This window comes from Thalassobaculum sp. (genome assembly GCF_040219615.1).
In the GTDB taxonomy this organism is placed as follows: Bacteria; Pseudomonadota; Alphaproteobacteria; order Thalassobaculales; family Thalassobaculaceae; genus Thalassobaculum_A.
Genome location: NZ_JAVJSE010000010.1, coordinates 234203 through 260138 on the forward strand (window position 1 = coordinate 234203; position 25936 = coordinate 260138).

28 protein-coding genes are annotated in these 25936 nt (G+C 71.1%); 14 read left to right on the forward strand and 14 right to left on the reverse strand.

Translation table 11 applies throughout. The features are described 5' to 3' along the window. Positions 1-109 precede the first annotated feature (109 nt). On the forward strand, positions 110-655 hold the full coding sequence (locus RIC31_RS05815; protein WP_350104137.1) for a PAS domain-containing protein: 546 nt from the start codon (positions 110-112) through the stop codon (positions 653-655). A 7-nt stretch (positions 656-662) separates the two neighbouring features. On the opposite strand, the gene cobU is transcribed toward RIC31_RS05815, so the two are convergent. Genes cobU through RIC31_RS05830 form a run of 3 tightly spaced genes read right to left on the reverse strand, consistent with a single transcriptional unit; the run spans position 663 to position 2742 of the window. Next, the gene (gene cobU, locus RIC31_RS05820) at positions 663-1193 is read right to left on the reverse strand and encodes a bifunctional adenosylcobinamide kinase/adenosylcobinamide-phosphate guanylyltransferase (RefSeq protein ID WP_350104139.1); all 531 of its coding nucleotides are present in this window, start codon (positions 1191-1193) and stop codon (positions 663-665) included. Beyond that, positions 1190-2347 carry an acetyl-CoA acetyltransferase gene (locus RIC31_RS05825; protein WP_350104142.1) on the reverse strand — a complete coding sequence of 386 codons (1158 nt, stop codon included), beginning with the start codon at positions 2345-2347 and terminating at the stop codon, positions 1190-1192. Before RIC31_RS05825 ends, cobU begins: the two co-directional genes overlap by 4 nt. Beyond that, positions 2344-2742 carry a Zn-ribbon domain-containing OB-fold protein gene (locus RIC31_RS05830; RefSeq protein WP_350104145.1) on the reverse strand — a complete coding sequence of 133 codons (399 nt, stop codon included), beginning with the start codon at positions 2740-2742 and terminating at the stop codon, positions 2344-2346. Before RIC31_RS05830 ends, RIC31_RS05825 begins: the two co-directional genes overlap by 4 nt. 150 nt (positions 2743-2892) lie before the next feature. Between RIC31_RS05830 and RIC31_RS05835 the strand changes: the two genes are divergently transcribed. Both RIC31_RS05835 and RIC31_RS05840 read left to right on the forward strand, forming a co-directional pair. Then, the gene (locus RIC31_RS05835; RefSeq protein ID WP_350104148.1) at positions 2893-3111 is read left to right on the forward strand and encodes an AbrB/MazE/SpoVT family DNA-binding domain-containing protein; all 219 of its coding nucleotides are present in this window, start codon (positions 2893-2895) and stop codon (positions 3109-3111) included. Beyond that, positions 3111-3488: a type II toxin-antitoxin system VapC family toxin gene (locus RIC31_RS05840; protein ID WP_350104151.1), complete on the forward strand. Its 378-nt coding sequence runs from the start codon at positions 3111-3113 to the stop codon at positions 3486-3488. Before RIC31_RS05835 ends, RIC31_RS05840 begins: the two co-directional genes overlap by 1 nt. Positions 3489-3495: 7 nt before the next feature. Here RIC31_RS05840 and RIC31_RS05845 read toward each other — a convergent pair whose 3' ends face one another. Next, complete coding sequence (locus RIC31_RS05845; RefSeq protein WP_350104153.1) at positions 3496-5043, reverse strand: gamma-glutamyltransferase family protein; 1548 nt, start codon at positions 5041-5043, stop codon at positions 3496-3498. A gap of 119 nt (positions 5044-5162) precedes the next feature. Between RIC31_RS05845 and RIC31_RS05850 the strand changes: the two genes are divergently transcribed. Beyond that, complete coding sequence (locus RIC31_RS05850) at positions 5163-6155, forward strand: 2-hydroxyacid dehydrogenase (protein ID WP_350104155.1); 993 nt, start codon at positions 5163-5165, stop codon at positions 6153-6155. Positions 6156-6158: 3 nt separating this feature from the next. Here the strand turns inward: RIC31_RS05850 and RIC31_RS05855 are convergent, their stop codons facing one another. From RIC31_RS05855 to RIC31_RS05875, 5 genes are all read right to left on the reverse strand, one after another. Continuing rightward, positions 6159-7262, reverse strand: a complete 1104-nt coding sequence (locus RIC31_RS05855) for a glycine cleavage T C-terminal barrel domain-containing protein (protein WP_350104160.1) — start codon at positions 7260-7262, stop codon at positions 6159-6161. A 79-nt stretch (positions 7263-7341) separates the two neighbouring features. Continuing rightward, complete coding sequence (locus tag RIC31_RS05860; RefSeq protein ID WP_350104164.1) at positions 7342-8115, reverse strand: TSUP family transporter; 774 nt, start codon at positions 8113-8115, stop codon at positions 7342-7344. Between the two features lie 59 nt (positions 8116-8174). Continuing rightward, positions 8175-8648: a PAS domain-containing protein gene (locus tag RIC31_RS05865; protein ID WP_350104167.1), complete on the reverse strand. Its 474-nt coding sequence runs from the start codon at positions 8646-8648 to the stop codon at positions 8175-8177. 94 nt (positions 8649-8742) lie between these two features. Beyond that, positions 8743-9267 carry a PAS domain-containing protein gene (locus tag RIC31_RS05870; protein ID WP_350104171.1) on the reverse strand — a complete coding sequence of 175 codons (525 nt, stop codon included), beginning with the start codon at positions 9265-9267 and terminating at the stop codon, positions 8743-8745. A 40-nt stretch (positions 9268-9307) separates the two neighbouring features. Next, positions 9308-10207, reverse strand: a complete 900-nt coding sequence (locus tag RIC31_RS05875) for a LysR family transcriptional regulator (RefSeq protein WP_350104174.1) — start codon at positions 10205-10207, stop codon at positions 9308-9310. A gap of 148 nt (positions 10208-10355) precedes the next feature. Between RIC31_RS05875 and acdA the strand changes: the two genes are divergently transcribed. The 5 genes from acdA (at position 10356) to RIC31_RS05900 (ending at position 16439) form a co-directional block, all read left to right on the forward strand. Continuing rightward, on the forward strand, positions 10356-11597 hold the full coding sequence (gene acdA, locus RIC31_RS05880) for a 3-sulfinopropanoyl-CoA desulfinase (protein ID WP_350104178.1): 1242 nt from the start codon (positions 10356-10358) through the stop codon (positions 11595-11597). Next, positions 11594-13219, forward strand: a complete 1626-nt coding sequence (locus RIC31_RS05885; RefSeq protein WP_350104179.1) for a thiamine pyrophosphate-binding protein — start codon at positions 11594-11596, stop codon at positions 13217-13219. Before acdA ends, RIC31_RS05885 begins: the two co-directional genes overlap by 4 nt. A gap of 344 nt (positions 13220-13563) precedes the next feature. Further along, positions 13564-14550 (forward strand): C4-dicarboxylate TRAP transporter substrate-binding protein, encoded by a 987-nt coding sequence (locus RIC31_RS05890; protein ID WP_350104181.1) that lies wholly within the window; start codon positions 13564-13566, stop codon positions 14548-14550. 99 nt (positions 14551-14649) lie between these two features. Further along, the gene (locus tag RIC31_RS05895) at positions 14650-15159 is read left to right on the forward strand and encodes a TRAP transporter small permease (RefSeq protein ID WP_350104182.1); all 510 of its coding nucleotides are present in this window, start codon (positions 14650-14652) and stop codon (positions 15157-15159) included. Then, complete coding sequence (locus RIC31_RS05900) at positions 15159-16439, forward strand: TRAP transporter large permease (RefSeq protein WP_350104184.1); 1281 nt, start codon at positions 15159-15161, stop codon at positions 16437-16439. The genes RIC31_RS05895 and RIC31_RS05900 overlap by 1 nt, the downstream gene beginning before the upstream one ends. 7 nt (positions 16440-16446) lie before the next feature. On the opposite strand, the gene RIC31_RS05905 is transcribed toward RIC31_RS05900, so the two are convergent. Continuing rightward, positions 16447-17163, reverse strand: coding sequence for a GntR family transcriptional regulator (locus RIC31_RS05905; RefSeq protein ID WP_350104186.1), 717 nt, complete (start codon positions 17161-17163; stop codon positions 16447-16449). Between the two features lie 184 nt (positions 17164-17347). Between RIC31_RS05905 and RIC31_RS05910 the strand changes: the two genes are divergently transcribed. From RIC31_RS05910 to RIC31_RS05930, 5 genes are all read left to right on the forward strand, one after another. Then, the gene (locus RIC31_RS05910) at positions 17348-18448 is read left to right on the forward strand and encodes a YeeE/YedE thiosulfate transporter family protein (RefSeq protein WP_350104188.1); all 1101 of its coding nucleotides are present in this window, start codon (positions 17348-17350) and stop codon (positions 18446-18448) included. Positions 18449-18502: 54 nt separating this feature from the next. Further along, positions 18503-19234 (forward strand): class I SAM-dependent methyltransferase, encoded by a 732-nt coding sequence (locus tag RIC31_RS05915; protein WP_350104190.1) that lies wholly within the window; start codon positions 18503-18505, stop codon positions 19232-19234. Between the two features lie 69 nt (positions 19235-19303). Beyond that, on the forward strand, positions 19304-19927 hold the full coding sequence (locus tag RIC31_RS05920) for a glutathione S-transferase family protein (RefSeq protein WP_350104192.1): 624 nt from the start codon (positions 19304-19306) through the stop codon (positions 19925-19927). Between the two features lie 153 nt (positions 19928-20080). Continuing rightward, on the forward strand, positions 20081-21304 hold the full coding sequence (locus RIC31_RS05925) for a CaiB/BaiF CoA transferase family protein (RefSeq protein WP_350104194.1): 1224 nt from the start codon (positions 20081-20083) through the stop codon (positions 21302-21304). Beyond that, the gene (locus tag RIC31_RS05930; RefSeq protein WP_350104197.1) at positions 21294-22259 is read left to right on the forward strand and encodes a DMT family transporter; all 966 of its coding nucleotides are present in this window, start codon (positions 21294-21296) and stop codon (positions 22257-22259) included. The genes RIC31_RS05925 and RIC31_RS05930 overlap by 11 nt, the downstream gene beginning before the upstream one ends. 7 nt (positions 22260-22266) lie before the next feature. Here RIC31_RS05930 and RIC31_RS05935 read toward each other — a convergent pair whose 3' ends face one another. From RIC31_RS05935 to RIC31_RS05950, 4 genes are all read right to left on the reverse strand, one after another. Further along, entirely contained in the window at positions 22267-23922 is a 1656-nt protein-coding gene (locus RIC31_RS05935; RefSeq protein WP_350104199.1) for a toll/interleukin-1 receptor domain-containing protein, read from the reverse strand. A gap of 193 nt (positions 23923-24115) precedes the next feature. After that, the gene (locus RIC31_RS05940; RefSeq protein ID WP_350104201.1) at positions 24116-24589 is read right to left on the reverse strand and encodes a tetratricopeptide repeat protein; all 474 of its coding nucleotides are present in this window, start codon (positions 24587-24589) and stop codon (positions 24116-24118) included. Beyond that, a complete protein-coding gene (locus RIC31_RS05945; RefSeq protein WP_350104203.1) occupies positions 24586-25149 on the reverse strand; it encodes a glutathione peroxidase in 564 nt (187 codons plus the stop codon). The genes RIC31_RS05940 and RIC31_RS05945 overlap by 4 nt, the downstream gene beginning before the upstream one ends. Next, a complete protein-coding gene (locus tag RIC31_RS05950; protein WP_350104206.1) occupies positions 25142-25804 on the reverse strand; it encodes a sulfite oxidase-like oxidoreductase in 663 nt (220 codons plus the stop codon). Before RIC31_RS05950 ends, RIC31_RS05945 begins: the two co-directional genes overlap by 8 nt. Positions 25805-25936 lie beyond the last annotated feature (132 nt).

Consider the following 25936-nt stretch of genomic DNA (forward strand, 5'->3'; position numbering starts at 1 on the left):
GTTCCAGGCAAGAGGCACTGGAGCGCGCTTCTTAACCTGCCCTCTTAACGGAACCTTTGGACTTCGCTGGCAGAGTCCCGCTCACCCCGATCACCCGGAGAGCCGCCCGATGGCGCTTGCATTCGACAGCCCGGACCCGTCGTTCCCGGAGTCCGCCGCCCCGTTCGGCGGCCAGCTCTGCCCGCTGGGCGAAGTGCTGTACGGCTACTGGCTGGACATCCATCCCGGCGGCGACCTTCTGCCCGGCCGCCAGCACTTCGATCCGATCGACCTGGGATCGCGGTGCCCGCAGCTGCTGCAGCACCTGTGGCTGGTCGACGTCGAGCCGGCGCCGCGGCGCTTCAGGCTGCGGCTGGTCGGCAGCGCGGTCTACATGACCTCGCCGTTCGCCCGGGCCGGCCACTATATCGACGAGTTCATCGACCCGGCCTCGCGCGCCGAGACCCTGCAGACCTCGTTCACCCGCCTGGTCGAGAGCCGGCAGCCGGAGTTCCGGCGCGGCCGGCCGCGGATCGCCGCGAACCGCCACGCCAAGGAACTGACCCGGCTCAGCCTGCCGCTGGCCGGCGACGGCGAGACCGTCGACGTGATCGTGAACATCACCACCTACGCCTGGGCGACCATCGACAGACCGGACTTCCGGCGCGCCGGCTGACCCGGCCCTAGTCCTTCACCTCCTTCACCACCACCGGGATCCCGGCGACCACCAGCTCGACCCGGCCGGCCCGCGCCGCCAGTTCCTGGTGCAGCCGGCCGGCATGGTCGCGGAAATCGCGCGCCATGCGATTCTCCGGCACGATTCCGAGCCCGACCTCGTTGGCGACCAGCACCAGGCCGGCCGCCATGCCGCCGTCGAGCCCGGCCAGCAGCCGCTCGAACTCCGGCTCGACCGGCCACTCGTGGACCATCAGGTTGCCGACCCAGGTGGTCAGGCACTCGACCAGCACCGTGCGCCCGGCCACGGCCTCGCGGGTCAGCGCCGCCGGCAGGTCCAGCGGCTCCTCGACGGTGACCCAGCCGCGGCCTTCCCGGTCGGCCCGGTGCCGGGCGACCCGCTCGCGCATCTCGTCGTCGAACGGCTCGGCGGTCGCCAGGTAGACCGGGTCGCCGCCCCATTCCAGGGCGAGCGCCTCGGCCCGGCGCGACTTGCCGGACCGGGCGCCGCCGAGAATCAGCGCCAGCCTTCCGCTCATAGCGTGGCGGCGGTGCCGAGCAGCGCCGTCGACTCGTGGGCGAACATGCCGCCGTTGCCGTGGGCGAGGCCGACCGTCGCGCCCTTCACCTGGCGCTCGCCGCACTCGCCGCGCAGCTGCCGCACCGCCTCGATGGTGGTGAAGATCCCGAGCATGCCGGGATGGGTGCAGGACAGCCCGCCGCCATAGGTGTTGAACGGCAGGTCGCCGCCGGGCCGCAGCCGGCCGTCGCCGACGAACGCCCCGCCCTCGCCCTTCGGGCAGAAGCCGAGATCCTCCAGCAGCATGACCGCGTTGATGGTGAAGGCGTCGTAGACCTGCACCACGTCGACCTCGGCCGGAGTCAGCCCGGCCATCGCGAACGCCGTCCGCCCGCTCTGCACCGCCGCCGTGGTGGTGAGGTCCGGCATCATCGAGTACTGCCGGTGGGTGTGGCCACCGGCGCAGCCCAGCAGGTAGACCGGGTCCTTCCTGAGGTCCCTGGCCCGGTCGGCGCGGGTCATCACGATGGCGCCGCCGCCGTCGGTCACCAGGCAGCAGTCGCGCACGGTCAGCGGGTCGCACACCATGCGGGACCCCAGCACGTCTTCGGCGGTCAGCGGGTCGCGCATGAACGCCTCCGGGTTCATCGCCGCCCACATCCGCGCCGCCACCGCCACCTCGGCCAGCTGCTCGCGCGACGTGCCGTAGTCGTGCATGTGGCGGGCCGCCGACATGGCGTAGCCGGCGATCGGCGAGCGCAGCCGGTACGGCTTCTCGTAGGGCAGGTTCTCGCCGCCCGAAGGCGAGTGCAGCTTGCCGGCGGCCGAGCGCTGGTTGGAGCCGTAGACGATCAGGGCGACGTCGCACAGCCCGTTCTCCAGCGCCAGCGCCGCGTGCAGCATCTGGATCACCGCCGACGATCCGCCGACGATGGTGGCTTCCGAGAACCGCGGCTGGATGCCGAGATACTCGCCGTAGGTCAGGGCCGGGAACACCGCGTGCATGGACACCGCGAACAGCCCGTCGACGTCCTTCAGGGTCAGGCCGGCATCGGCCAGGGCCGCGCGCGCCGAGGCCGCCGCGATCTCCATGTGCGACCAGCCCGGCGCCTCGCCGAGATGCGCCGTGGCGGCACCCACGACCGCCGTCTTGCCACGCAGGTACCAGGTCATCGGCCGTCGCCTCCCGCCGGGTCGAACACCACGATCGTGTCGCCGTCCTGATCGGCAAGACGGGCGGCCACCGGCATGCCGATGCGCACCGCCGCGGGGTCTACGCCCTCGACCCGGCTCATTATCCGCACCCCCTCGGCCAGATCGACCAGCGCGACGTTGTAGTCGCCGCCATCGGCCGACCGCCGCCGCACCACGGTGGTCGAGTGCACGGTGCCGGCGCCCGACGGCACCACCCAGTCGAACGCCTCGCCGCCGCAGGCCGGACACATGATGCGCGGCTGGAACACGTGGGCGCCGCAGCCGCGGCACTTCGGGATTCGCCAGTCCTTGGCCGCCAGATAGGCGAAGTAGGTGGCGTCGGGGCCCTGGTCGGGGGCGTCGGCGACGGTCATGCGGGCTCCTCCCGGCGATCGAGTCGGCCGGCAGGATGGCGCGGACGGCTCGGCGAGGGAAGTCGCGAAATGCCGTTTCATGCCTTGGCGTTCTCGCGGCCGTTCAAGAGGTATATATCTTACGTATTGCTTATCGATAGGAGATCGGTAATGCCGGGCCGCAACACCGCCAGGCTGTCGTCCAAGTTTCAGATCTCGATCCCGAAGGCGGTCCGCGCCGAGCGGCACTGGCAGGCGGGCCAGGAGTTCGCCTTCATTCCAAAGGGCAAGGGACTGTTGCTGCAACCGGTTCCGACACGGGAGCAGCTCGCCGGATCGGCAAGGGGCGCGCGGACCGAAGACTATCGCGACCGGGACGACCGGACCTGATGCGGCTGGTCGACACCTCCGCCTGGATCGAGTGGATGGTCGACTCCCCGACCGGGCGGCGGGTGGCCGGCGAACTCCCCGGACGCGACCGGTGGCTGGTGCCGACGATCGTGCAGCTCGAACTCGTGAAGTGGCTGACCCGCGAGGTCGGCGAAGAGGCGGCGGACGATGCCCTCGCGTTCACGCAGACCTGCGTCGTCGCCGTGCTGGACACTTCGGTGGCCGTCGCCGCCGCCGAGACCTGCGCGGCTCTGAAACTGCCGACCGCGGATGCCATCGTCTATGCCACCGCAAGGGCGCGTGGTGCCGATCTCCTCACCTGCGACCGGCACTTCGACGGGCTGCCGGGTGTCGTCTACGTCGCGAAGTCGGGTTGACGTCCCCCTACACCACCCTGCCCTGGGCCCGCGCCCGCGGGTCGCCGACCGCGGTCGCGGTGCCGTCCGCCTCGACCGCGATGGTCTGGCAGGACGCCATCATCGGGTCGCGGCCGGGCGAGACGACGAAGTTCAAGCCAAGCCTGGCGGCCAGCGGCTCGGCGATCCCGCGATAGTCGGCGTCGGCCATCAGGGTGTCCTCCTCGGCGTGCAGGCGCGGCTCGCGCACCGCCTGCTCCAGCGGCACGCCGCGGCCGAGATGGTGGAACACGATCTGCATCAGCGCGGTGACGATCCGGGTCGAGCCCGACGCGCCGATCGCCATCGCCGGGCGGTCGCCGTCGAACAGCAGGGTCGGCATCATCGAGCTGGCAGGCCGCTTGCCGGGCGCGACCGAGTTCGGGCTGCCCTCCCAGGCGTGGAACAGCCGCATCTGGTTGTTCAGCAGGATGCCGGTGCCGGGCACCACCACGCCGGAGTGGTTGTTGTTGGAGTAGGTGATGCAGGCGGCGTTGCCGGCGGCGTCCATCGCGCACAGGCTGGTGGTCTCGGTGGATTCCCCCCGCGTAGGAATGGGCGCCGGCTTCACGAAGGCCGGATCGCCGAGGCCGGTGCGGCGGCTCTCGAACATCGCCAGCATGGCGCGGGCGAGCGCCTCGGCCCGGCCCTCGGCGGTATCGGCCACGCCCTGACGTTCCAGCGCCGCCAGACCGGCCGCCACCAGCCCGCCCGACGACGGCGGGCTCATGCTGGCGATCCGCCGGCCGTTGTAGGCACCGGTTGCCGGCGCCCGCTCGACCACCCGGTAGCCGGCGAGGTCGGCGGCGGCGAGAAACCCGTCATGGGCGGCCATGTCGGCCAGGATGCCGGCGGCCAGCGCGCCGCTGTAGAACGCCGCCGGCCCGTGCTCGGCGATCGCCGCCAGGCTGCGGCCGTAGTCCGGCATCGCCATGCGGTCGCCGGCCTGGAACAGGCTGCCGTCCGGCTTCTTCAGCACCCGCCGGCACTCGTCGGTGAGGTCCAGCAGGTCGGCGGTCCGGGCCATCCGCAGGGCCGCCTTGGCGGCCACGGTGAAGCCCTCGGAGGCGAGCCGGATCGACGGCGCCAGCACGATCCGGCGCGGCAGGGTGCCGAACCGCTCCATCGCCTCGCACAGCCCGGCCGCCGCACCCGGCACCGCCACCGAGCGGTGGCCGTGCTCGTTGTACCGGCCCTTGACCTTGATCGCGTAGTCGCCGGCCGGCTCGACCGCCTGGTACAGCTCGTAGCGGGCGGCCGCCGGGGCGGTGCCCATGAAGTCCAGGCAGGTGGTGGTGCCGCTTGCGGCGTGGTGCAGGGTCATGAATCCGCCGGCGCCGAGCCCGCTGTCCAGCGGCTCGACCACGCCCATGGCGAAGGCGCAGGCGATGGCGGCGTCGATGGCGTTGCCGCCGGCCTCCAGGATCTCGACCCCCGCCTGGGAAGCGTCGGCGTTGCCGCAGGCCACCGCGCCGCGCGTCATGGCCGCGCGTTCCCAGCCCACCCAGCCGCCGTAGGCGTCGCCACCCTCGGGCATCGTCGTTCTCCTGTTGCATGGACGCCCGCGAAGCTGGACAAACCGCCTCGCCGGACACAAGTTCGGACGGTCGCCGGATCCGGCGACTCTTCCGGATGCTACACCCAAGAGGCCGACCCGTGAGCGAAAAGCCGACCGTCCTGCTGGCCGGAAAGAACTCGATCCGTCGCGCCGACTTCCTGGCGAAGACGACCGAGACCGACTGGCGCTTCCTGACCTGCGATTTCGCCGAGGAGCCGGAGCGGTTCCCGCAGGCCCTTGCCGAGGCCGACGTGGTGATCGGCGGCAGCAAGATCGACGTGCCGGCCAGCAACCGGCTGAAGCTCTACCAGATCCCGTTCACCGGCTACGACTGGATCACCGCGGCGGACCTGCCGAAGGGCGTGGTGTTCTGCAACACCTACGAGCACGAGACCACCATCGCCGAGCACGTGATGCTGGGCATGCTGGAGTTCCAGATCGGGCTGATGCGCGACACCCACCCGATGATGAAGGCCAAGTCGTACAACGGCCGCTCGATCTCGGCCGGGCCGATGCACCGCGAGTTGCGCGGCCAGACCGTCGGCATCGTCGGCTACGGCCACATCGGCCGCGAGATCGCCCGCCGCTCCAAGGCGTTCGGCACCCGGGTGATGGCGGTCAGCCGGACGGTCCGCGACGAGGGCGACCTGGTCGACTGGTACGGCACCGTCGCCGAGATGGACAGGCTGCTGGCCGAGAGCGACTTCGTGGTGGTCTGCGCGCCGCTCGACGACGTGACGCGCGGCATGATCGGCACCGCGCAGTTCGCGAAGATGAAGCCGGACGCGGTGATCGCCAATGTCGGGCGCGGCGAGGTGATCGACGAGGCGGCGCTGTACGCGGCCCTGGCCGACAAGCGGATCCGCGGCGGCATCATCGATGTCTGGTACACCTACCCGTCCAGGAAGGACCCGAACCCCTGGCCGTCGCGCTTCCCGTTCCAGAAGCTCGACAACGTCATCCTGTCGCCGCACAACTCGGCCTGGACCGAGGAGATGAGCACCCGGCGCTGGAGCTTCGTGGCCAGCCAGCTCGACCGCTTCGCCCGCGGCGAGGACCTGCTGAACGTCTGCTTCGAGGGCGAGGGTTAAGGGCTAGAGGAACGGCAGTTCGACCAGCGCCGCCGGCACCCGCCGCCCGCCGATCAGCACCTCGACCGGGTCACCGGGCTTCGCGGACACCGACACCAGCGCGAAACCGATGTTGCGGCCGAGCCGCCGCGACCAGGCGCAGTTGGTCAGGTCGCCGACCTTGCGGCCGTCCAGCTCGATGTCCGACCACAGCACCGTCGGCTGCAGCGGTGCCTCGCCCTCGAGCACCGCGCCGAGCTGGTGGCGGACCGGCCCCTCGGCCGCGATCCGGCGCAGGGCCGCGATGCCGACCACCTCGTCGGGCACGTCGAGGTCGACGAACCGGCCGAGCCTGACCTCGAACGGGTTGGTGCGGTCGTCGGTGTCGCCGCCCCAGGACAGCAGGCCGCTCTCGATGCGCTCGACCGCGTTCGGGTTGCCGGGCCCGATGTCCCAGGGCCGGCCGGCCTCGCGCACCAGATGCCAGAGCTCGGAGCCGCGCGCGCCGTCCATCAGGTAGATCTCGAAGCCGCCCTGCTTGGACCAGCCGGACCGGGCGACCGCCACCGGGATACCGGCGATCTCGGTCTCGCGGAACCAGAAGTACCTGAGGTCGCGCACCCAGTCGCCGAACAGCGCGGCGACCACGTCCTCGGCCAGCGGGCCCTGGACCGCCAGCGGCGACACGTCGGGCTCGCTGATCGCGACGTCCAGGCCGCGCTCGGCGGCGATCGCGCGGGCCCAGAACAGCATGTCGGAGTCGGCGATCGACAGCCAGTAGCGGTCGTCCGCCAGCTTCAGCAGGATCGGGTCGTTGATCAGGGAGCCCGCGTGGTTGCACATCGCCACGTAGCGGCCCTGGCCGACGACGCATTTCCGCAGGTCGCGCGGCACCAGGATCTGGGTCAGCCGAGCGGCGTCCGGCCCGGCGATCTGGACCTGGCGCTCGACCGCCACGTCCCACAGCGCGACACCTTCGAGCAGCCGCCGGTACTCGGCCTCGGGATCGCCGAAGCCGGTCGGCATCAGCATGCGGTTGTAGACGGTGAAGCTGGTCACCCCCTCGGCGACGGTCGCGTCGAAGAACGGCGACGACCGGATGCGGGTGGACGGTGTGATGGAGAACACGGGGGCACCGCCTTGGACGACGCGTTGTCGCCGGATGATGACGCAACCGCAGGCCGGCGCCAGCGAAATCGCCGGGCTTTCAGCCCATGATCGCGCGGCGGATCAGGTTGGCCCCCATCAGCGCCATCGCGACGAACACCGCCTGCCGGAACCGGGCCTGCGGCAGGTGCCGGCGCAGCCGCGTCCCGGCCGCCATCGCCGCCAGGGCGACCGCCAGCGCCAGCGCCGACAGCGGCAGGGTCTGCACGGTGATCCCGCCGTTCGCGGCGATCGCCGCCGCCCACACCAAGCCGGTCAGGAAGAACGACAGCCCGACGCCCTGGACATACTCGTCGCGGGTCAGGTTCAGGCTGGCGAGATAGACCGCGATCACGATGCCCTGGCTGCCGGTCATCCCGCCGATCAGCCCGGATACCAGCCCGACCGGGACCGACAGCGCCGCCTCGCGCGAGCGTGGCACCACCGGCATGCCGCCCAGCACCTGCAGGCCGGCATTCAGGATCAGCAGCACGCCGAGGCCGAGTTGCATCCAGCGCGGGTCGACCGCGAACAGGACCTCGGTGCCGGCCCACAGCCCGGCGCCGGCGGCCAGGTTCAGGACCCCGAACCGGCGCAGCAGCACGCCGAACCCGCCGGCCTGCAGCACCTGCCAGAGATTGGTCACCAGCAGCGGGACGATCAGGATGCCGACCGCCGTGCGCAGGTCGATCACGCTCGCCATCAGCGCCGCCGAGATGGTCGGCAGGCCGAGCCCGACCACGCCCTTGACGCTGCCGGCCACCGCGAAGGCAACGGCCACCAGCAGGACGATCCCGGGATCCGGAAGGGCGAGCGGGGGCAGGGAGAACGGCATGGCCGGCTGCTATAGCCGAGGTCCGCGGTCCCCGCCAGCCGCCGCGGCCGGGCGTCCCGTCAGAGCAGCCGCCGGTCGGAGGCCGCGAGCAGGCGCGGGATCACGTTCGGCCGCATCACGAACTCGATCAGCGAGATCACCTGGTCCGCCGTTTCGCCGGTCCGGAACGGCACCGCGATCTGCCGCACCGACGTGCAGACCGTGCTGCGCCCGACATAGGGCAGCGCCATGCCGATCGGCCGCTCGAACGCCAGGGTGGCGACGTAGAGCGCATGGATGCGGTTGCCGGCGCCGTGCCCCTCGATCTCCGAGGTGCGCCGGCCGGTGTAGCGGGACTTGGTGAAATGATCGACCTCGGTGCCCATCAGCCGGTAGCGGAAGTCCTGGTCGCCGAGGTGCTCGACCACGATCAGCCGCGGCAGAAGGTCGGTGATGCGGGAGGGGTCGAAGGCCGAGCGCGACGGAACCCCGCCGGCCTGCTCGGCGAGTTCGAACCAGTAGCGCGCCAGTCGCCCGGGACCGTCGTCACCCAATGCGTCTCGGTTGACCGGTGCGGGACCGTCCTCGGACACCGGCGTCAACATCGGTTCTGTGTAAGGCCTGCCCACAAAACCGGCAAGTCCGGCATCAGATGAGCTTGCGCTCGGCCAACGGGATCATCGAAGGCGTCACCCCGGGACGCAGGTCGAAGTCGATCAGGGTGATCAGCTGCTCCGTCCCGGCCTCGGTCCGGAACGGCAGCGAGACCTGCCGCACCGAGCGGCAGAACCGGCTGCTGCCGATATAGGGCATGGCCATGGCGAATGGCCGGCCGCTTTCGAGTGCCGCGACGAAAATCGCGTGGATCCGGTTGCCCGGGCCGTGCCCGTCGATCTCGGACGTCCGGCAGCCGGTGTAGCGGCGCTTGGTGAATCCGTCGACCTCGGTGCCCAGCAGCCGGTATCGGAAATCGTAGTCGCCCAGGTGCTCGGCGATCACCAGCCGCGGCATCAGGTCGACCACGCGCGCCGGATCGAAGGCGGAGCGGAGAGGTACGCCGCCGGCGGTGTCCGACAACTCGTACCAGTACCCGGCCAGGCGACCGACCGCGTCGTCGCCGAGTGCGCCCCGCAGCAGGGGTGCCGGTCCAGCCTCGAATACAGGGGTACGCATGCTGTTTTATAGCCCTCCCGACCCGGCCGGGCAAACTGTCTCAATCGGCAACCGCCACCGCCGGCAGGGTCACCGACGCGCGCAGCACGTCGAGCAGCGCCGCCGTCATCGGATTGACCTCGCCGCCGGACGGGCGCTCGCGTTCCAGCAGCCCGACCCGGCGCAGCACCGGCGGGTCGCCGAACGGCAGGGCGTGCACGGTGGCCGCGACCGGCCCGGCGACCGACCCGGCCGGCACAACTGCCACCCCGAGGCCACGCCCGACCATCGCCAGGATGGCCTCGATCGAGTCCAGTTCCATGGTCTCGGTCACCGCGATGCGGTCGCGTCTGAGGGCGGAGTCGATGATCCGGCCGACGCCGGTCCGGCGGTTGAAACGGACGAACGGAAGACGACGCAGCAGGGTGCGGGCCGGCGGACCGGCCGCCGCCCGCGGCGCCACCACCATCAGCGGTTCCTCCAGCACGGGTCGGACCACGAGACCGCGCTCCAGCCGGGCCGTCTCGGTCACCAGTGCCGCGTCGAGCACGCCCTGCCCGACCCGGCGCGCCAGGTCGGCCGACAACCCGGACTCGATGCGGATCTGCAGGTCGGGCGCGCGCGCCGCCAGCCGGGTCAGCGCGTCCGGCACCAGCCCGGTGGCGGCCGTCGGGATCACCCCGAACCGCAGCCGGCCGCGCAGCACGGCCCCGGACGCCGCCGCCGCCAGATCCTCGGCCGCCCGCACCACGCCGCGGGCATGCGGCAGCAGGCCGCGACCGAGGTCGTTCAGCACCGGCGGCCGGCGGGCCCGGTCGAACAGGGCCGACCCCAGCAGCTCCTCGAGCGCCCGCATCTGCATCGAGACCGCCGACTGGGTGACCCCGACACGGTCGGCGGCGGCCGCGAAGCTGCCGGTCTCGGCGATCGCCAGGAGCGTCTCCAAGTGTCGCAGGTTCATATCTTATCATCAAGAATACTTAAGCTAGACTTCAAGTTAATTCGCTTGCCTTAAGTCCGAACGATCCTCACTCTCGACTCACGGTTCCGTGAGCGGCCGCTCGCCTGCCATCGGCTTGTTCCCACCCGGCCGCGGAAAGGATGACGTCATGAGTTTCGCCCTGACCGCCGCGCAGGAGGAATTGCGCGCCAAGGCCCGCGACCTGGCCGAGCGGGTGATCGCGCCGCGCGCCGCCGAAGTCGACCGCACCGAGACCTACCCCTGGGACAACGTGAAGGCGCTGACCGAGGCCGGCTTCATGGGCATGACCGTGCCGAAGGAATACGGCGGGCCCGGGCACTCCTACCTCGACGTCACCCTGGTGATCGAGGAGATGGCGGCGCAGTGCGGCGTGACCGGCCGGATCGCGGTCGAGGGCAACATGGGCGCGATCTCGGCGGTCATGCAGTACGGCACCGAGGAGCAGAAGCAACGCGCCGCCGGCTACGTGCTGTCCGGCGACAAGCCGGCGATCTGCATCACCGAGCCGGAGGCCGGCTCGGCCGCCACCGAGATGACCACCCGGGCCGACCGCCGCGGCGACAAGTACATCCTGAACGGCAAGAAGCACTGGATCACCGGCGGCGGCGTGTCGCGCCTGCACCTGATCTTCGCGCGGGTGTTCGACGAGACCGGCGCCGAGCTCGGCATCGGCGGCTTCCTGGCGTTCCGCGACGAGGACGAGGGCCTGGTGATCGGCGACCGCGAGCCGACCATGGGCCTGCGCGGCATCCCCGAGACCGAAGTGCTGTTCCAGGACCTCGCACTGCCGGCCGACCGGCTGGTGATGCCGCCGAGCGGGCTGAAGCGCGGCTTCGCCGACCTGATGAACGCCTACAACGCCCAGCGCGTCGGTGCCGGTACCGTGGCGCTCGGCCTGGCCGAGGGTGCCTACCGCCGGGCCCTGGCGTTCTCCCAGGAGCGCGAGCAGTTCGGCCGGCCGATCGCCGAGTTCCAGGGCCTGCAGTGGATGCTGGCCGACATGAGCGTGCAGCTCGAGGCCGCCCGCGCCCTGATCTGGCGGGCCGCCGCCACCGAGGGCCGGGGCGGCAACCCGTTCCCGGACAGCCTGGCGGCCGCCCAGTCGAAGATCTTCGCCTCGGAGATGGCGCTGAAGGTGACCACCGACGCCCTGCAGATCCACGGCGCCCGCGGCTACTCGCGCAACTGGCCGATGGAACGCATCCAGCGCGACGCCCGGATGTTCACCATCGGCGGCGGCACCGCGCAGATCCTGCGCACCGTGGTTGCCTCGCGGCTGCTGAACGCCAAGCTGCCGCAGACCCGCGACGGCTATGCCAGGCTGGCCGAGAAGACCGCCGCCACCAGCCGGACGCAGGCCGCCGAATGACCGACACCGTCCGGGCCGCCGACCTGCTGGCCCGCCGCCTCTATGACGCCGGCTGCCGCTGGGCCTTCGGGATTCCCGGCGGCGAGGTCCTGACCTTCGTCGACGCGCTTGAGAAGGCCGGCATCCGCTTCGTGCTGGCCAAGCACGAGAACGCCGCCGGCTTCATGGCCGAGGGCGTCTACCACATGACCGGCGCGCCCGGCATCCTGGTCGCCACCGTCGGGCCGGGCGTGGCCAACGCCCTGAACGTCGCCGCCAACGCCGAGCAGGACCGGGTGCCGCTGATCGTGGTCAGCGGCTGCGTCGACGAGGACGAGGCGGTCACCTACAACCATCAGGTCTTCGACCACCAGGCCGTCTTCCGCCCGGTGGTGAAGGCCAGCTTCCGCATCGCCGCCGGCGCCGTCGACGCCCAGGCCGACAAGGCGGTGGCGATCGCCCTCGACCCGCGCCCCGGCCCGGTGCATCTCGACCTGCCGATCTCGGTCGCCGCCGCCCCGGTGCCGGTGCCGGCGCTGCCGACCCGGCGCTCGCCCGGCCTCGCCGGGGTGCCGGCGCCGGGCGCCGCGCTCGACACCGCCCGCGACTGGCTGGCCGGCGCCGAGAAGCCCGTCATGGTGGTCGGCCTGGACGTGCTGAGCCAGGGCGGCGAGGCCGAGGTCCGCGCGTTCGCCGAGCGGTTCCGGATCCCGACGGTCGCCACCTACAAGGCCAAGGGCATCGTGCCCGACGACTCGCCGCTGTCGCTCGGCGGCGCCGGGCTGTCGCCGGTCGCCGACCGCCAGATCCTGCCGATCCTGAAGGATGCCGACCTGATCGTGCTGGCCGGCTACGACCCGATCGAGATGCGGGTCGGCTGGCGCAACGTCTGGGACGCCGGCAACCAACGGGTGATCGAGATCGCGGCGGCGCCGAACACCCATTACATGCACCACGCCTCGGTCAGCTTCGTCGGCGACGTCGGCGCCTCGCTGGCGATGATTGGCGACGGGGTCGAGCCGAAGGCCGCGCGCTGGCCCGGCGGCGAGCCGGCCAAGGCCCGCGAGGCCCTGGCCGGCGCCTACGGCCAGAACGAGGCCTGGGGCCCGGCCGCCATCGTCACCACGGTGCGCCGCTCGGTGCCGCGCGACGCGGTGATCACCATCGACAGCGGCGCCCACCGCATCCTGGCCAGCCAGGTGTGGGAGAGCCTGGTGCCGCACGCGGTGCTGCAGTCCACCGGGCTCTGCACCATGGGCTGCGCCCTGCCTCTGGCCACCGGCGCCAAGATCGCCGCCCCGGAGCGCGCCGTCGTGGCGTTCACCGGCGACGCCGGGCTGGAGATGGTGCTGGGCGAGCTGGTCACCCTGCGCGACACCGGGCTGCCGGTGATCGTGGTGGTGTTCGTCGACGCCTCGCTGGCACTGATCGAGATGAAGCAGCGCTCGATGGCCTACGGCAACGCCGGGGTCGACTTCGCCGAGACCGACTTCGCCGGCATCGCCGAGAAGCTCGGCGGGCGCGGCGTGGTCTGCGAGGACCGCGCGACCCTGGAGGCCGCGATCCGCGAGGGGCTGACGGCGAACACCTTCACGCTGTGCGCCTGCCGGATCGACCGCAAGAGCTACGACGGCCGGATCTGAGGCGGCACGTCGCTTCGTGGGTCCCGGAGCCGTCCGCTGTCGCGGACTCTCCGGGATGACGAAGGATGGGTCGGCGGCGCCCTCTCCCCGGTCACTCCGGAGGACCGTGCGAGTTCCCGGCTCCAGGTCCCACCCTCTACCCCTCCCCTCGTCATTCCGGAGGGGGCGCGCGAGCGCCCGGCTCCGGAACCCACCGGCCGCCCCGAACTTTCCCCGCAGCAGGATCGGACGAAGCCCGCGTTGACGCGCCGGCTTGTCTGATGCTCTAATATATTAGTGCGTGAGACGACAACAATCCGGCCGCACGCGACCGACAAGCTCGTCCGTCATCCAGGGAGGAAACCATGAAGTCACGCCTGTCGCTGGCGCTCGGCGCCGCGCTGCTCGCCGCCGCTCCGTTCGTCGCCGGCCTGCCGGCATCGGCCGCCGACTACACCCTCAAGCTCGGCTCGGTGCTGGCGCCGACCGACCCGCTGCAGATCGCGGCCGAAGACTTCAAGAAGGCCGTCGCCGAGCGCAGCAAGGGCAGGGTCGAGGTCCAGCTGTTCCCGAGCTCGCAGCTCGGCGACACCCAGGACATGATGGACCAGGCCGCCGCCGGGGCGAATGTCGGCACCTTCGTCGAGGCGTCGCGGGTCTCGGTGTTCGTGCCCGAGTTCAACGTGCTGGTGGCGCCCTACGCCTTCAACTCGGTCGACGAACTCGCGAAGTTCGTGGAGTCCGACACCTTCGCCGGCTGGAACCAGCAGCTGAAGAAGAAGAGCGGCCTGACCCTGCTGTCGTTCAACTGGTACCAGGGCGCCCGCCACATGCTGACCAAGAAGCCGATCAGCAAGCCTGCCGATCTGGCCGGCGTACGGGTTCGGACCATCGGCCAGCCGCTGTGGGTCGAGACCATCGGCGCCATGGGCGCGGTCGCCACGCCGCTGCCCTGGGCCGAGGTCTACCCCTCGCTGCAGACCGGCGTGATCGACGGCGCCGAGGCCCAGCCGGCGGCGATCTGGGGCGCCAAGCTCTACGAGGTCATCACCGACATCACCCTGACCAGCCACATCTACCTGATGAGCGGGATGCTGGTCTCGGACGCCTGGCTGCAATCGCTGCCAACCGACCTGCGCGCGATCGTCGCCGAGGAGTCCAAGCGCTGGGGCGCCTCCGCCCTGAAGTCCAACGTCGACGGGGCCGGAAAGATCTTCGCCGACATCCAGAAGACCGGCGTGAAGGTGCACGAGATCGACGTCGCCCCGTTCCGCGAGGCGGTGAAGCCGGTCTGGGAGAAGATGAAGCTGACCCAGCTGGTCGCCACCGTCCGCGAGACCCTGAAGAAGTAAACGGAGGGCCGGATTTCCGCCCGCCCTCGCACTGATAGGATCACCGGCCGTGCCCCGCATCGTCCCGGGGCACGGTCGGCGCATGACCAGGGGGTTTCCGTGCTGCCCGCCTTCGTGAACCAGGCCCTCGTCCTGCTCAGGCGCGCCGAGATGGCCGCCGCCGTCGCCCTGCTGGGCGTTATCGTGGCCGTCGTCCTGGCCGGCACCGTCGGCCGCTACACCGGCCACCCGGTGGTCTGGTCGGACGAGGTCGCCCAGGCGCTGTTCGTCTGGCTGGCCATGCTGGCGGCCGACCTGACCCTGCAGCGCGCCGGGCATTTCCGGATCGACTTCCTGGTCAGGCTGCTGCCCCGGACCGCTTGGTTCCTGCTGGACCTCGCCATCAAGCTGACGATCGCGGTCCTGCTGGTGGCGTTGGTGTACTACGGGTCCCTCCTGGTGCGGCTGTCGGACTTCCGGCCGCTGCCGATGACCGGGGTGCCGTCGTCCTGGGCCGTCGCCGCCCTGCCGGTCGCCTACGCCCTGATGATCGTCACCGTGGTCGAGCAGATCCTCCGCCACCTGCGCGGCCTGCCCGACAGCGACGCCGAAGCCCGGGACGTGATGTGATGCTGACCGTCGTCGCGATCCTGTTCTTCCTGTTCCTGGCGATCGGGATCCCGGTCGCCTTCGCGCTCGGGCTGTCGACCGTGCCGGTGTTCCTGGTCGGCGACTACATGCCGCTGACCGTCGCCATGCAGCGCATGTACGGCGCCACCCAGTCCTTCCCGCTGCTGGCGGTGCCGTTCTTCATCCTGGCCGGCAACCTGATGAACGCCACCGGCATCACCGACCGGCTGCTGGTGTTCGCGCGGCTGCTGACCGGCTGGATGGCGGGCGGCCTCGCCCAGGTGTCGATCGTGCTGAGCGCGCTGATGGGCGGCATCTCCGGCTCGGCGGTCGCCGACGCCGCGATGGAATCCCGGCTGCTCGGCCCGGCGATGGAGCGGCGCGGCTACGCCCGCGGCTTCACCGCCTCGGTGATCGCGTTCTCGTCGGTGATCACCGCGACCATCCCGCCGAGCATCGGGCTGATCCTGTTCGGCTTCATCAGCGAGGTCTCGATCGGCCGGCTGCTGCTCGGCGGCGTGGTGCCGGGCATCCTGATGACCGCGGTGCTGATGGCGGTGACCTCGGTGGTGGCGCGACGCATGGGCTACCAGCCGGAACTCGCCGAGAAGCCGCGGTTCCGGGAGCTGGCCGCCAGCTTCGTCGACTGCATCTGGGCGCTGATCTTCCCGGTGCTGCTGCTGGTCGGGTTCCGTTTCGGCCTGTTCACCGCCACCGAGGCCGGCGCCGTCGTGGTGGTCTACGCGCTCGCCGTCGGCGTGCTGATCTACCGCGAGCTGACCTGGGCGAAGCTGATCGAGGCGATGCGCGACTCGATCTTCGACATCGGCATGGTGATGCTGATCATCGTCATGGCCGCCGTGCTCGGCCACGCACTGACCGTCGAGCAGGCGCCGGGCGCCATCACCGGCTTCCTCGCCGGCCTGCCGGGCGACCGCTACGTCACGCTGTTCGCGGTGCTGGCGATCGTGTTCGTCGCCGGCACGGTGATGGAGGCGACCGTCAACGTGCTGCTGGTCACCCCGCTGGTGCTGCCGGCCCTGGTGCATGTCGGATTCGACCCGGTGCACATGGGCGTGGTGATGATCATCCTGGTGTCGGTCGGCGGCAACACGCCGCCGGTCGGGGTGATCATGTACACGGTGTGCGGCATCCTGCGCTGCGACTTCGGCGAGTTCGTGCGCTGGTCGTGGCCCTATGTCGCCGCCATGGTGGCGCTGATCGCCGCGATGGCGCTGGTGCCGGAGATCGTGCTGTTCCTGCCGAACCTGTTCTTCTGAACGTCGGTCAGGCGAACCAGCCGGGGAAGTGCTCGCGCAGCACGTCGAGCCGGCTCAGGGTCCCCGACAGGTGGACGCGCATGGCGGCCCGGGCGCTATCCACGTCGGAGGCCCGGATCGCGGCGACGATCCGGGCATGATCCGCGACCACCTGGGCCGACTTGCTCTCCTCACGCAATTGCAGGTGCAGCCGGCGGATCCGGTCGAGCTGCCCGCTGCGCGACTCCACCAGCTCGCACAGGCCGAGCTTGTCGGCGGCGGCATAGAGGCAGCGGTGGAACGCCTTGTCGAGACGGTTGAACTCGTCGAAGCCCGGGTCGCGCTCCAGCACCCACTGCATGCGCTCGACGGCTTCCCCGGCGGGCGCGATCTTCGCCTTGTCCGGGTCGGCGGCCAGCATGCCGACGATCTCGACCTCGAAGGCGGTGCGCATGAACTGGGTCTCGCGCACCAGGCCGACGTCGATACGCGTCACCACGGTCTTGGACTGCGGGTAGATCTCCACCAGGCCGTCGCGCTCCAACCGGCCGATCGCGTCGCGCAGCGGGGTCTGGCTGATGCCGTAGTGGTCCGAAAGCTCCTGGCGCGACAGGCTGACGTCGGGCGCCAGTTCGAAGGCCAGTATGCGGCGGCGCAGATCGTCGTAGACCTGATCGACCAGCGGGCGCTTGCGGTCGAAGGACCACCGCTTCAGGATCTCGGTCTTGTCGCTGTCGTCCGGCATTCCCGCTCGTGCTCTCCTCATGCGCGCCAGGCCCGGGCAGTGGGCCGGAATCACAATCTAATATATTAATCCATCAGACCCAAGGCAACCAGGCTTCCGCGGACCGGCACCGCGAGTTCGCTTGACCGCCCATGTTGTTCGTTATATCGAACAATCCGTCAGATCGAACGCAACGGGGACGGTCATGGACGCGCTGGCGGTCGGCATCTTCGAAGGCTGGGAGCCCGAGGACTTCCTGCTGCTGTTCGGCGGCCTGCTCGGCCTCGGCTTCGGCGCGCTCGCCCAGTGGTCCGGCTTCTGCTTCCGCGCCGCGGTCGCCGAGACCACGCGGCCGGGCGGCGACCGCCCGAAACTGGCGCAATGGATCGCCGCCACCGCGGTGGCGATCGCCCTGACCCAGGCCGGCATCGCCTTCGGGCTGGTCGACGTCACCGGCACCCCCTACCTGCAGGCCGACTTCTCGCTCGGCGGGCTGGTCGTCGGCGGCCTGCTGTTCGGCGTCGGCATGAGCTTCGCCGGCGGCTGCATCAGCCGGCTGAGCGTGCTGGCGGTGCGCGGCAACCTGCGCTCGGTGTTCACCCTGCTGGTGGTCGCCGTGGTCGGCTATGCAGCGATCCGCGGCCTGCTGGCCCAGGCCCGCGCCGGCTTCGCCGACGGCACCCGGGTGCCCGGCGGCGATACCGCGCCGTCGATCCCCGACATCCTGTCCGCCGGCCTCGGCCTGCCGGTCGCGACGGTCGCCCTGGCGCTGGGCGGCATCGCGCTGGTCGGCGGGCTGGCGCTGGCCCTGCGTACCGCAGGCCGGCGGCCCGGCCCGCTGGCGGTCGGTGCCGCGGTCGGACTGCTGGTGGCCTTCGGTTTCGCCGCCACCTCCTGGGTCGCCGCCGAGGCCTTCGACCCGGTCGGTGTCGAGTCCCTGCGCTTCACCCAGCCGAGCGCCGACGCCCTGATGTACGGCATGATCTCGACCGGCGTCGCCGCCAACTTCGGCATCATCATGTTCGCCGGCGTGCTGGCCGGCGCCTTCCTGCAGGCCGCCGCAGCACGCAGCCTGCGGCTCGAGGGCTTCGACGACCCGGCGCAGATGGCGCGGGCCGGGCTCGGCGGCGTGGCGATGGGCGTCGGCGGTGTGCTGGCGCTCGGCTGCGCGGTCGGCCAGGGACTGTCCGGGGTCGCCACCCTCGCCTACCCGTCGATCATCGCGCTGGCCGCGATCTGGGCCGGCGCCCGGCTGGGCTTCGCCTGGCGCGCCGGCATCGAACGCCGGGTCGCGGCGACCGCCTGAAACGGTTCTCCGTGCCGGGGTGACGCCCCGGCGACCGCGCGTTAGGGTCGGAGCATGTCCGACACCGACCGCCGCTGGACCGAGGCCGAGACCGCCACCTATCGCGACCTGTCGCGCTACGCGGTGCCGCAGCGCGAGCGCCAGATCGCCCTGATCGTCGACCGGGTCGCGGCGGCGGCCGTGCCCGGCGACGTGCTGGAGATCTGCTGCGGCGAGGGCCTGCTGACCGCCGCCCTGCTGGAGGCGCTGCCGGACGTCCGGGTGCACGCCTTCGACGGCTCCGCGGCCATGCTCGCCGCCACCCGCGAGCGGGCCGAGGCCATGTCCGGCCGGCTGGTCACCCGGCGGATCGACCTCGCCGGCCGCGACTGGCGCCGCTTCGACGCCCCGCTGCGCGCCGCGGTGTCGTCGCTCGCGGTCCACCACCTGGACGGCCCGGGCAAGCGGGACCTGTTCGCCGACCTGCACGCAGCCCTGGCCCCCGGCGGGGTGTTCGTGCTGGCCGACGTGGTGCAGCCGGCGACCGCAGCCGGCAATGCCATCGCCGCCGACCTGTGGGACCAGGAGGTCAGGGGCCGGGCGCTGTCGCTGGACGGTAACCTGGAGGGGTTCGAGGCGTTCCGGCGCGCCGACTGGAACCATTTCCGGCACAAGGAACTGGACCCGATCGACCAACCCTCGACGGTGGTCGAGCAGCTGGACTGGCTGCGCGCCGCCGGCTTCGTCGAGGTCGACCTGCACTGGATGACCGCCGGCCAGATGATCCTGAGCGCGGTCCGGCCGTAGCGGCGGCCCGCGGACCGGTGACGCCGGACCGGCGAGCCGCTACCGTGGCGTCCCCACCGGAGGCCCGCCATGAAGCTGTTCTACACCCCGAACTCGCCCTACGCCCGGATCTGCCGGATCGTCGCCCTCGAGGGCGGGCTCGGCGACGCGCTCGAGCTGGTGCGGGTGCCGCTGCGCACGCCGGACAGCCCGTCGCTGAAGCACGGCCCGCTCGGCAAGATCCCGCTGCTGGTCGACGGCGACCTGGCGCTCGGCGAATCCCGGCTGATCTGCGGCTACCTCGACCAGCGCGGCGACGGCCCGCCGTCGCTGCCCGGCGCCAGCGACTGGCAGTCGCAGGCCCGCGAGAGCCTGATGAGCGGCTTCCTGGAAGGCATCACCAACTGGTCGCGCGAGAAGCGCCGCGACCCGACCGAGCAGTCGGCGTTCATCCTGGAAGTCGAGGAGCAGCGCGCGATCCGGGCGTTCGAGTTCATCGAGCGCACGATCCCGGCACCGCCGGCCGTGCCGCCGATCACCTATGGCGACCTCGCCCTGGTGGCGGCGCTCGGCATGGTCGACTTCTACGAGCTGGTGCCGGACTGGCGCGGCGCCTACCCGGCGCTGGCCGCCTGGCTGGCCGCCTACGAGGCGCTGCCCTCGGTGCGCGACAGCGTCCCGACCATGGCGGCGATGAACCCGCTGACGCGGTAGCTGCCCACCGGTGCTTCGCTGCCGGCCCTTTGCCGACACCCCGGCACGACAGAGAATGTGCTTGCACCCTTCGCCGCCCCACCCTATCGCCCTGAGGTGCCGCGCACAGCGCGGCCGCGAAGGGCCTGCCGACATTTCTCCGAGGATCCGCCCATGACTGCTCCCCTGCCGCTGGACGGCGTGCGCATCTTCGACCTGACCCGGATCCTGGCCGGGCCGACCTGCACCCAGCTGCTGGGCGACCTCGGCGCCGACGTCATCAAGATCGAGCGGCCGGGCGAGGGCGACGACACCCGGCGCTGGGGCCCGCCCTACGTCAAGGGCAAGGACGGCGAGGACACCACCGAGAGCGCCTACTACCTCTGCGCCAACCGCTCCAAGCGCTCGATCACCCTGGACCTGGCGAAGCCCGAGGGCATTGCGCTGGCCAAGCGGCTGCTGGCGGAATGCGACGTGCTGGTCGAGAACTTCAAGGTCGGGTCGCTCGCCAAGCTCGGTCTCGGCTACGAGCAGCTGAAGGAGGAGTTCCCCGGCCTGGTCTACTGCTCGGTCACCGGCTTCGGGCAGACCGGCCCGTATGCGAAGCGCGCCGGCTACGACTTCCTGGCCCAGGGCATGGGCGGGATCATGAGCATCACCGGCACGCCTAGTGTCGAGCCGGTCAAGGTCGGGGTCGGCATCGCCGACGTGATGACCGGCATGTACGCCGCCACCTCGATCCTGGCGGCGCTGCGCCACCGCGACCGCACCGGCCAGGGCCAGCATGTCGACTGCTGCCTGCTCGACACCCAGGTGTCCTGGCTGGTCAACGAGGGCACCAACTACCTGGTGTCGGGCAAGGTGCCGCAGCCGCTCGGCAACGCCCACCCGAACATCGTGCCGTACCAGGTGTTCGCCACCAGCGACGGCCACGTGATCCTGGCCTGCGGCAACGACGGCCAGTTCCAGCGCTGGTGCGACGTGGCAGGCGCCCCCGAGCTGAAGGCCGACCCGCGGTTCGCCAGCAACCCGCTGCGCATCGTCAACCGCGAGGCGCTGATCCCGCAGATCGTGCCCTACATGGCGCAGCGCTCGACCGACGACTGGGTGGCGGCGCTGGAGGCCGCCAACGTCCCGTGCGGCCCGGTCAACACCATCGACCGGGTGTTCGAGGATCCGCAGGTCAAGGCCCGCGGCATGAAGATCGACCTGCCCCACCCGCTGGCCGGCGACGGCACGGTGCCGCTGATCGCCAATCCGGTGAAGCTGTCCGGCACGCCGATCGAGTACCGCCACGCGCCGCCGACCCTGGGCCAGCACACCGACGAGATCCTGGCCGAGGTGCTGGGCCTGAGCGCCGAAGAGATCGCCGCGGAGAAGGCCAAGGGTGCCGTCTGACCCTGCCGTCCGGTCGGCCGCCGGACAGACCGCTCCCGGGCCCACGGCCCCCGCGCCGCTGACCGCCGCGCTGCTGATGCTGACCGCCGCCGGCCTGGTGGCGGTCACCACCCTGCTGGCCAAAGCGCTCGGCCGCGGGATCGGCGGCGAGCCGCTGCCGGCGTTCATGGTCAGCGCCGGGCGCTTCGTGTTCGCTTGGGCAGCCCTGCTGCCGTTCGTCGCGGTCCTGCGGCCGGGCTTCGCGGGTGCCGCCTGGCGCCTGCACGCGGCCCGCTCGTTCTGCGGCTGGGGCGGGGTCAGCGCGATGTTCGCGGCCGCGGCCGTGCTGCCGCTGGCCGACGCCACCGCCATCAGCTTCCTGAACCCGATGATCGCCATGGTGCTGGCGATCCCGCTGCTGGGCGAACGCATCGGGCCGTGGCGCTGGGGGGCGGCGGCGGCCGCCCTGGCCGGCGCGCTGGTGCTGATCCGCCCCGGCTTCGCGGCGTTCGAGCCCTATGCCCTGGTCGCCCTGGCGGCCGCGGCGTTCATGGCGTTCGAGGTGATCTTCGTGAAGATGCTGGCCGGCGGCGGGGCGAAGGCCGGCGAGCCGCCGCTGCGCATCCTGTTCATCAACAACACGATCGGGGCGTCGATCGCCCTGGCCGCCGCCTCGACGGTGTGGATCTGGCCGGCACCCGGGCAGTGGCCGATCCTGGCCGCAATCGGGATGGTCATGGTCACCGCCCAGAGCCTGTTCATCCAGGCCATGCGGCGGGCCGACGCCAGCTTCGTGATGCCGTTCTTCTACGCCACCCTGATCTTCGCCGCGCTCTACGACGCCGCGGTGTTCGGCGACGTGCCGACGGCGCTGTCGGTGCTGGGCGCGGCGATGATCGTGGCCGGCGCGGTGGTGCTGGCCTGGCGGGAGCGGGTGCGGCCGATCCAGGCCGACCCGTCCCCCGGCCGCTCGTGACGGCCGGTCAGGCCGGGCGGGCCTGATCCGCGCCGATGTTCAACTGCCTGATGACGATCTGCAGGAAGACGCGGTTGGTCTCCAACAGCTCGTCCATGACCTTCCGGACCGCGGCTTCGTCGCGCTCGGCGAAGGCAATGTTCAGCTCGCCGGTGCCCGCGTCGTTGTAGAGATGCTCCCACCGCTTGTACATCGCACTCACGGTCTGCCGGTCGGCCTCGGATTCGAACGCCGGGACCAGGAGCCCGGGGTTCAGCAGCCCGGAGGAGCCCGCCTCCTCGACGACGCGCTCCAACGCCCCGCGGATCTCGTCGATGTCGAGCGCGCCCGGCTCGGTGATGCGCACCTTCTCGGCGACCTCCCACAGGAAGCGGTGGGCCAGCCGCAGCGAGGTCAGGACCGCCGACAGCCCGTCCGGGAGATGGGTGATCTGCATGGCCGAGACGTCGGGCAGCAGGCTGAGATGGAACACCGTCGGCCGCGCGTAGTCGCGTTCGCCGGACGCGACCAGGACCGGCCGGAACACGCGGCTGCCGCCGGGGCCGACCTCCCTGACCGTCGCGTAGATGCGCCTGAAGTCGTCGCCGGCCGCGATGCTTCGCAGCGCATCGCACAACTCCTTCACCCAGTGGGCGGACGGCCCCCGGGTCGGCACCCTGGAGGTCAGCTCGCCCCAGGTCGACGGTAACGGCCCCGAGTTCTTCTTGCCGAGGATGTGCAGGACGCCTCTGGTGGCATCGCGTATCCGGGCGCGCGAGAGGATCTCGAGGTTCCTGTCGGTGATCGCCGCGTCCAGGGCCGCCGAGCCATCGAGCGCAGGCATGCCCTCGAAGCCGATGGCCGCCTTGAGGGCGACCAGTTCGGGATCGTCCGGATAGTGCAGGGAGAGAAGCTCTCCCGGTGCGTCCACCTCGAACACCACGTGCTCGTCGAAGTAGCGCAGCCGCTCGGGGGATCCGCGCGACAGCACCGCCTCGCATATCCTGGTCGTCATCTCGTCGACCCAGGCGAACTGTCCGACCTTCTTCAGGCCCGGAACGAAATCGTCGTTGCGGAACAGGCTGACGAGAAAGCCCCGGACGTCATCCTCGGTCGCGCTGACGGACTGGAAGTGCTTGATCTGGTCCGGGACCGACACGTGGGGATGATGCAGGCACACGAGCCTGTCGCCCGGCACCATCCGGCCCGTGAACCTGCCGGTCTCGAACAACGGCCAGTCGTAGTCCTCCTGGGGATCGGGCAACAGCAGGATGAACAGGTTTGCGTTGTCCACCCCGCGTTCGATCTCGGCCAGGAACTCCATCCCGACCGTGGTCTCCCGGAAGTCCTCGGCGAACGTGATGTTCAGGCCGCCGCTGGAGCGCAACGCCCCCACCACGGCCGCCGCGGTGTCGCGGTCGGTCGTCTTGTAGCTGAAGAACACGTTGATCGTGCGGGCACGGATGGCGTCCGCCGCCTTGGCGACCCCGTCGGCCGCCTGCTCCAACGGCACCCGGCGGAGCTTTTCGGCGGCCCGCGTGATCGCGGCCCGCTCGTCCCTGTATTCGGCCAGCTTCCGGGCGACCTTCGGGTGCGCCAGGATCATCTGGACCGTCTCGTCCGCATGAAGATGGTCGTCGACAAGGGCCGTCGCCCGTGTCCTCTCGTCTTCCACATATGCCAAGTTCGCCTCCCCCGTTCAGAGGACGCGGCGACCCGGCCGGGCGAAGATCGGACTGACTATTCTGGACGCCCCCGTTCCCCGGAGGACGTCACCCCTGTTCCCTTGCCGGCAGTATGGTTGCATCGCCCGCCGATACGCAACCAGGAATCGCAAACGCCCGATAAATGCGCCTCGAATTCGCGATTCCCCGGCCTTACTTCTTCTTCCGGGCGTGGGTCTCGATCGCCTCCTCGAGCTCGGAGCGGGCCTCGCAGCCGTCCGGGCACAGCTTCACCAGTTTCGCCAGCAGGGCCTGGGCCTCCTTCGGCCGGCCGGTCTCCAGGTACAGCTCGCCGAGATACTCCATCGCCTCCTGGTGGTTCGGGTCGAGCGCCAGGGCCTTGGCGTAGTAGCCCTCGCCGTCCTTCCAGTTGCCCGCCTTGCGCGACGCGAACCCGAGCTGGCTCCAGCCGTCGGCGTTCTTGGGCTGGCGCTTGACCACCGCCTGCAGAAGCGGCACCGCCTCGGCGTAGCGCTCCTCGTCGATCAGCGCCTCGGCCTTGGCGTAGTCGGACATCCCGGCCTTGTCGCCGGCTTCGTCGGTGGAGGGCGTGGGCGCCATCGCCTGGGCCGGCACGGCAAGCAGCATCAGCACGGCCGCAAGCGCGGCGGCGGCGGGGCGTGTCATCGGGGAAGCACCTTCTCCACGGCGGAAGTCACGGTCTCCGAGGTCGGCTCGGCCCGGGTCGGGATGGCGGCGGCGAGCCGGCCGTCGGGCGCGACCAGGTATTTGTGGAAGTTCCAGCGCGGCGCCTCGCCGGCACCGAGCGTGGCGGCGGCCCAGCGGTAGAACGGATGGGCCTCGGCGCCGACCACCTGGTTCTTGTCGGTCATCGGGAAGTCGACCGCGAAGTTGGTCTCGCAGAAGCTCTTGATCTGGGCGGCGCTGCCCGGCTCCTGGCCGCCGAAGTCGTTCGACGGCACGCCGATCACCACCAGCCCGCGGTCGCGGTAGCGCTGCCACAGCGCCTGCAGCCCCTCGTATTGCGGGGTGAAGCCGCAGCGCGAGGCGGTGTTGACCACCAGCAGCGCCTTGCCCCGGTAGGCCGACAGCGGCATCGCCTCGCCGTCGATCGAGGTGAAGGTGAAGTCCCAGGCCGTCTCGGCCGCGGCGTCCCTCGCGGTCATGGTCCAGCCTCCCAACAGCGTCAGCACGGCCAGCAGGCCCGCGCGCAGAATGCTACCCATAGCGCTGTTCCTTCCACGGGTCACCGACGCCGTGATAGCCACGCGCCTCCCAGAAACCCTTTACGTCCTGCGCCACGAACCGGATCGAGCGGATCCACTTCGCACTCTTCCAGAAATACAGGGCCGGCACCACCAGCCGGACCGGCCCGCCGTGCTCGCGGGTCAGCGGCCTGCCCTCCCAATGGGTCGCGATCAGCGTGTCGGGCTCGTACAGCCAGTCGACCGACAGGTTGGTGGTGTAGCCGTCATGGCTCTTCACGATCACGAACCGGGCGTCGTCGCGTGGCCGCACTTCGGCGATCAGGTCGCGGGTCGACACCCCGCGCCAGCGGTTGTCCAGCCGCGACCAGGCGGTGACGCAGTGGATGTCGGCGGTCACCTCGAAGGGCGGGATCGATTCCAGGTCGGCCAGCGACAACACCGTCGGCGCGGCCACCAGCCCCTCGACCGACAGCCGCCAGTCCTTCGGGTTCAGGTTCGGGTGGGTGCCGAGGTCGAGCACCGGCCAGTCGCGCACCCGGTGCTGGCCGGGCGGCAGCCGCCGCGATTCGGGGTCGCTCGGGCGGGCCGCCGGCGCCCGACGGTCGCGCGCCCATGCGGTCTTGGCCGCCACCAGCTTGGCCCGGTCGGCCGGGATCGGGGGTCCGTCGGTCATCCTCTGCCTCCAAGCGACATCGCTGGATATGGGACTCCGGCAATGCCGCCGCCAGCCGCCTGGATACCGTCATGCGATCACCAGCGCGTGCGCCGGGTAAGCGCGCCGGGCAAGCTCGCCGGCACCGCATAG

Coding starts and splice junctions, on each gene's coding strand:
- RIC31_RS05815 (WP_350104137.1), top strand. CDS start 110: ATGGCGCTTGCATTCGACAGCCCGGACCCGTCGTTCCCGGAGTCCGCC.
- cobU (WP_350104139.1), bottom strand. CDS start 1,193: ATGAGCGGAAGGCTGGCGCTGATTCTCGGCGGCGCCCGGTCCGGCAAG.
- RIC31_RS05825 (WP_350104142.1), bottom strand. CDS start 2,347: ATGACCTGGTACCTGCGTGGCAAGACGGCGGTCGTGGGTGCCGCCACG.
- RIC31_RS05830 (WP_350104145.1), bottom strand. CDS start 2,742: ATGACCGTCGCCGACGCCCCCGACCAGGGCCCCGACGCCACCTACTTC.
- RIC31_RS05835 (WP_350104148.1), top strand. CDS start 2,893: ATGCCGGGCCGCAACACCGCCAGGCTGTCGTCCAAGTTTCAGATCTCG.
- RIC31_RS05840 (WP_350104151.1), top strand. CDS start 3,111: ATGCGGCTGGTCGACACCTCCGCCTGGATCGAGTGGATGGTCGACTCC.
- RIC31_RS05845 (WP_350104153.1), bottom strand. CDS start 5,043: ATGCCCGAGGGTGGCGACGCCTACGGCGGCTGGGTGGGCTGGGAACGC.
- RIC31_RS05860 (WP_350104164.1), bottom strand. CDS start 8,115: ATGCCGTTCTCCCTGCCCCCGCTCGCCCTTCCGGATCCCGGGATCGTC.
- RIC31_RS05870 (WP_350104171.1), bottom strand. CDS start 9,267: ATGCGTACCCCTGTATTCGAGGCTGGACCGGCACCCCTGCTGCGGGGC.
- RIC31_RS05875 (WP_350104174.1), bottom strand. CDS start 10,207: ATGAACCTGCGACACTTGGAGACGCTCCTGGCGATCGCCGAGACCGGC.
- acdA (WP_350104178.1), top strand. CDS start 10,356: ATGAGTTTCGCCCTGACCGCCGCGCAGGAGGAATTGCGCGCCAAGGCC.
- RIC31_RS05885 (WP_350104179.1), top strand. CDS start 11,594: ATGACCGACACCGTCCGGGCCGCCGACCTGCTGGCCCGCCGCCTCTAT.
- RIC31_RS05890 (WP_350104181.1), top strand. CDS start 13,564: ATGAAGTCACGCCTGTCGCTGGCGCTCGGCGCCGCGCTGCTCGCCGCC.
- RIC31_RS05900 (WP_350104184.1), top strand. CDS start 15,159: ATGCTGACCGTCGTCGCGATCCTGTTCTTCCTGTTCCTGGCGATCGGG.
- RIC31_RS05905 (WP_350104186.1), bottom strand. CDS start 17,163: ATGCCGGACGACAGCGACAAGACCGAGATCCTGAAGCGGTGGTCCTTC.
- RIC31_RS05910 (WP_350104188.1), top strand. CDS start 17,348: ATGGACGCGCTGGCGGTCGGCATCTTCGAAGGCTGGGAGCCCGAGGAC.
- RIC31_RS05915 (WP_350104190.1), top strand. CDS start 18,503: ATGTCCGACACCGACCGCCGCTGGACCGAGGCCGAGACCGCCACCTAT.
- RIC31_RS05920 (WP_350104192.1), top strand. CDS start 19,304: ATGAAGCTGTTCTACACCCCGAACTCGCCCTACGCCCGGATCTGCCGG.
- RIC31_RS05925 (WP_350104194.1), top strand. CDS start 20,081: ATGACTGCTCCCCTGCCGCTGGACGGCGTGCGCATCTTCGACCTGACC.
- RIC31_RS05940 (WP_350104201.1), bottom strand. CDS start 24,589: ATGACACGCCCCGCCGCCGCCGCGCTTGCGGCCGTGCTGATGCTGCTT.
- RIC31_RS05945 (WP_350104203.1), bottom strand. CDS start 25,149: ATGGGTAGCATTCTGCGCGCGGGCCTGCTGGCCGTGCTGACGCTGTTG.
- RIC31_RS05950 (WP_350104206.1), bottom strand. CDS start 25,804: ATGACCGACGGACCCCCGATCCCGGCCGACCGGGCCAAGCTGGTGGCG.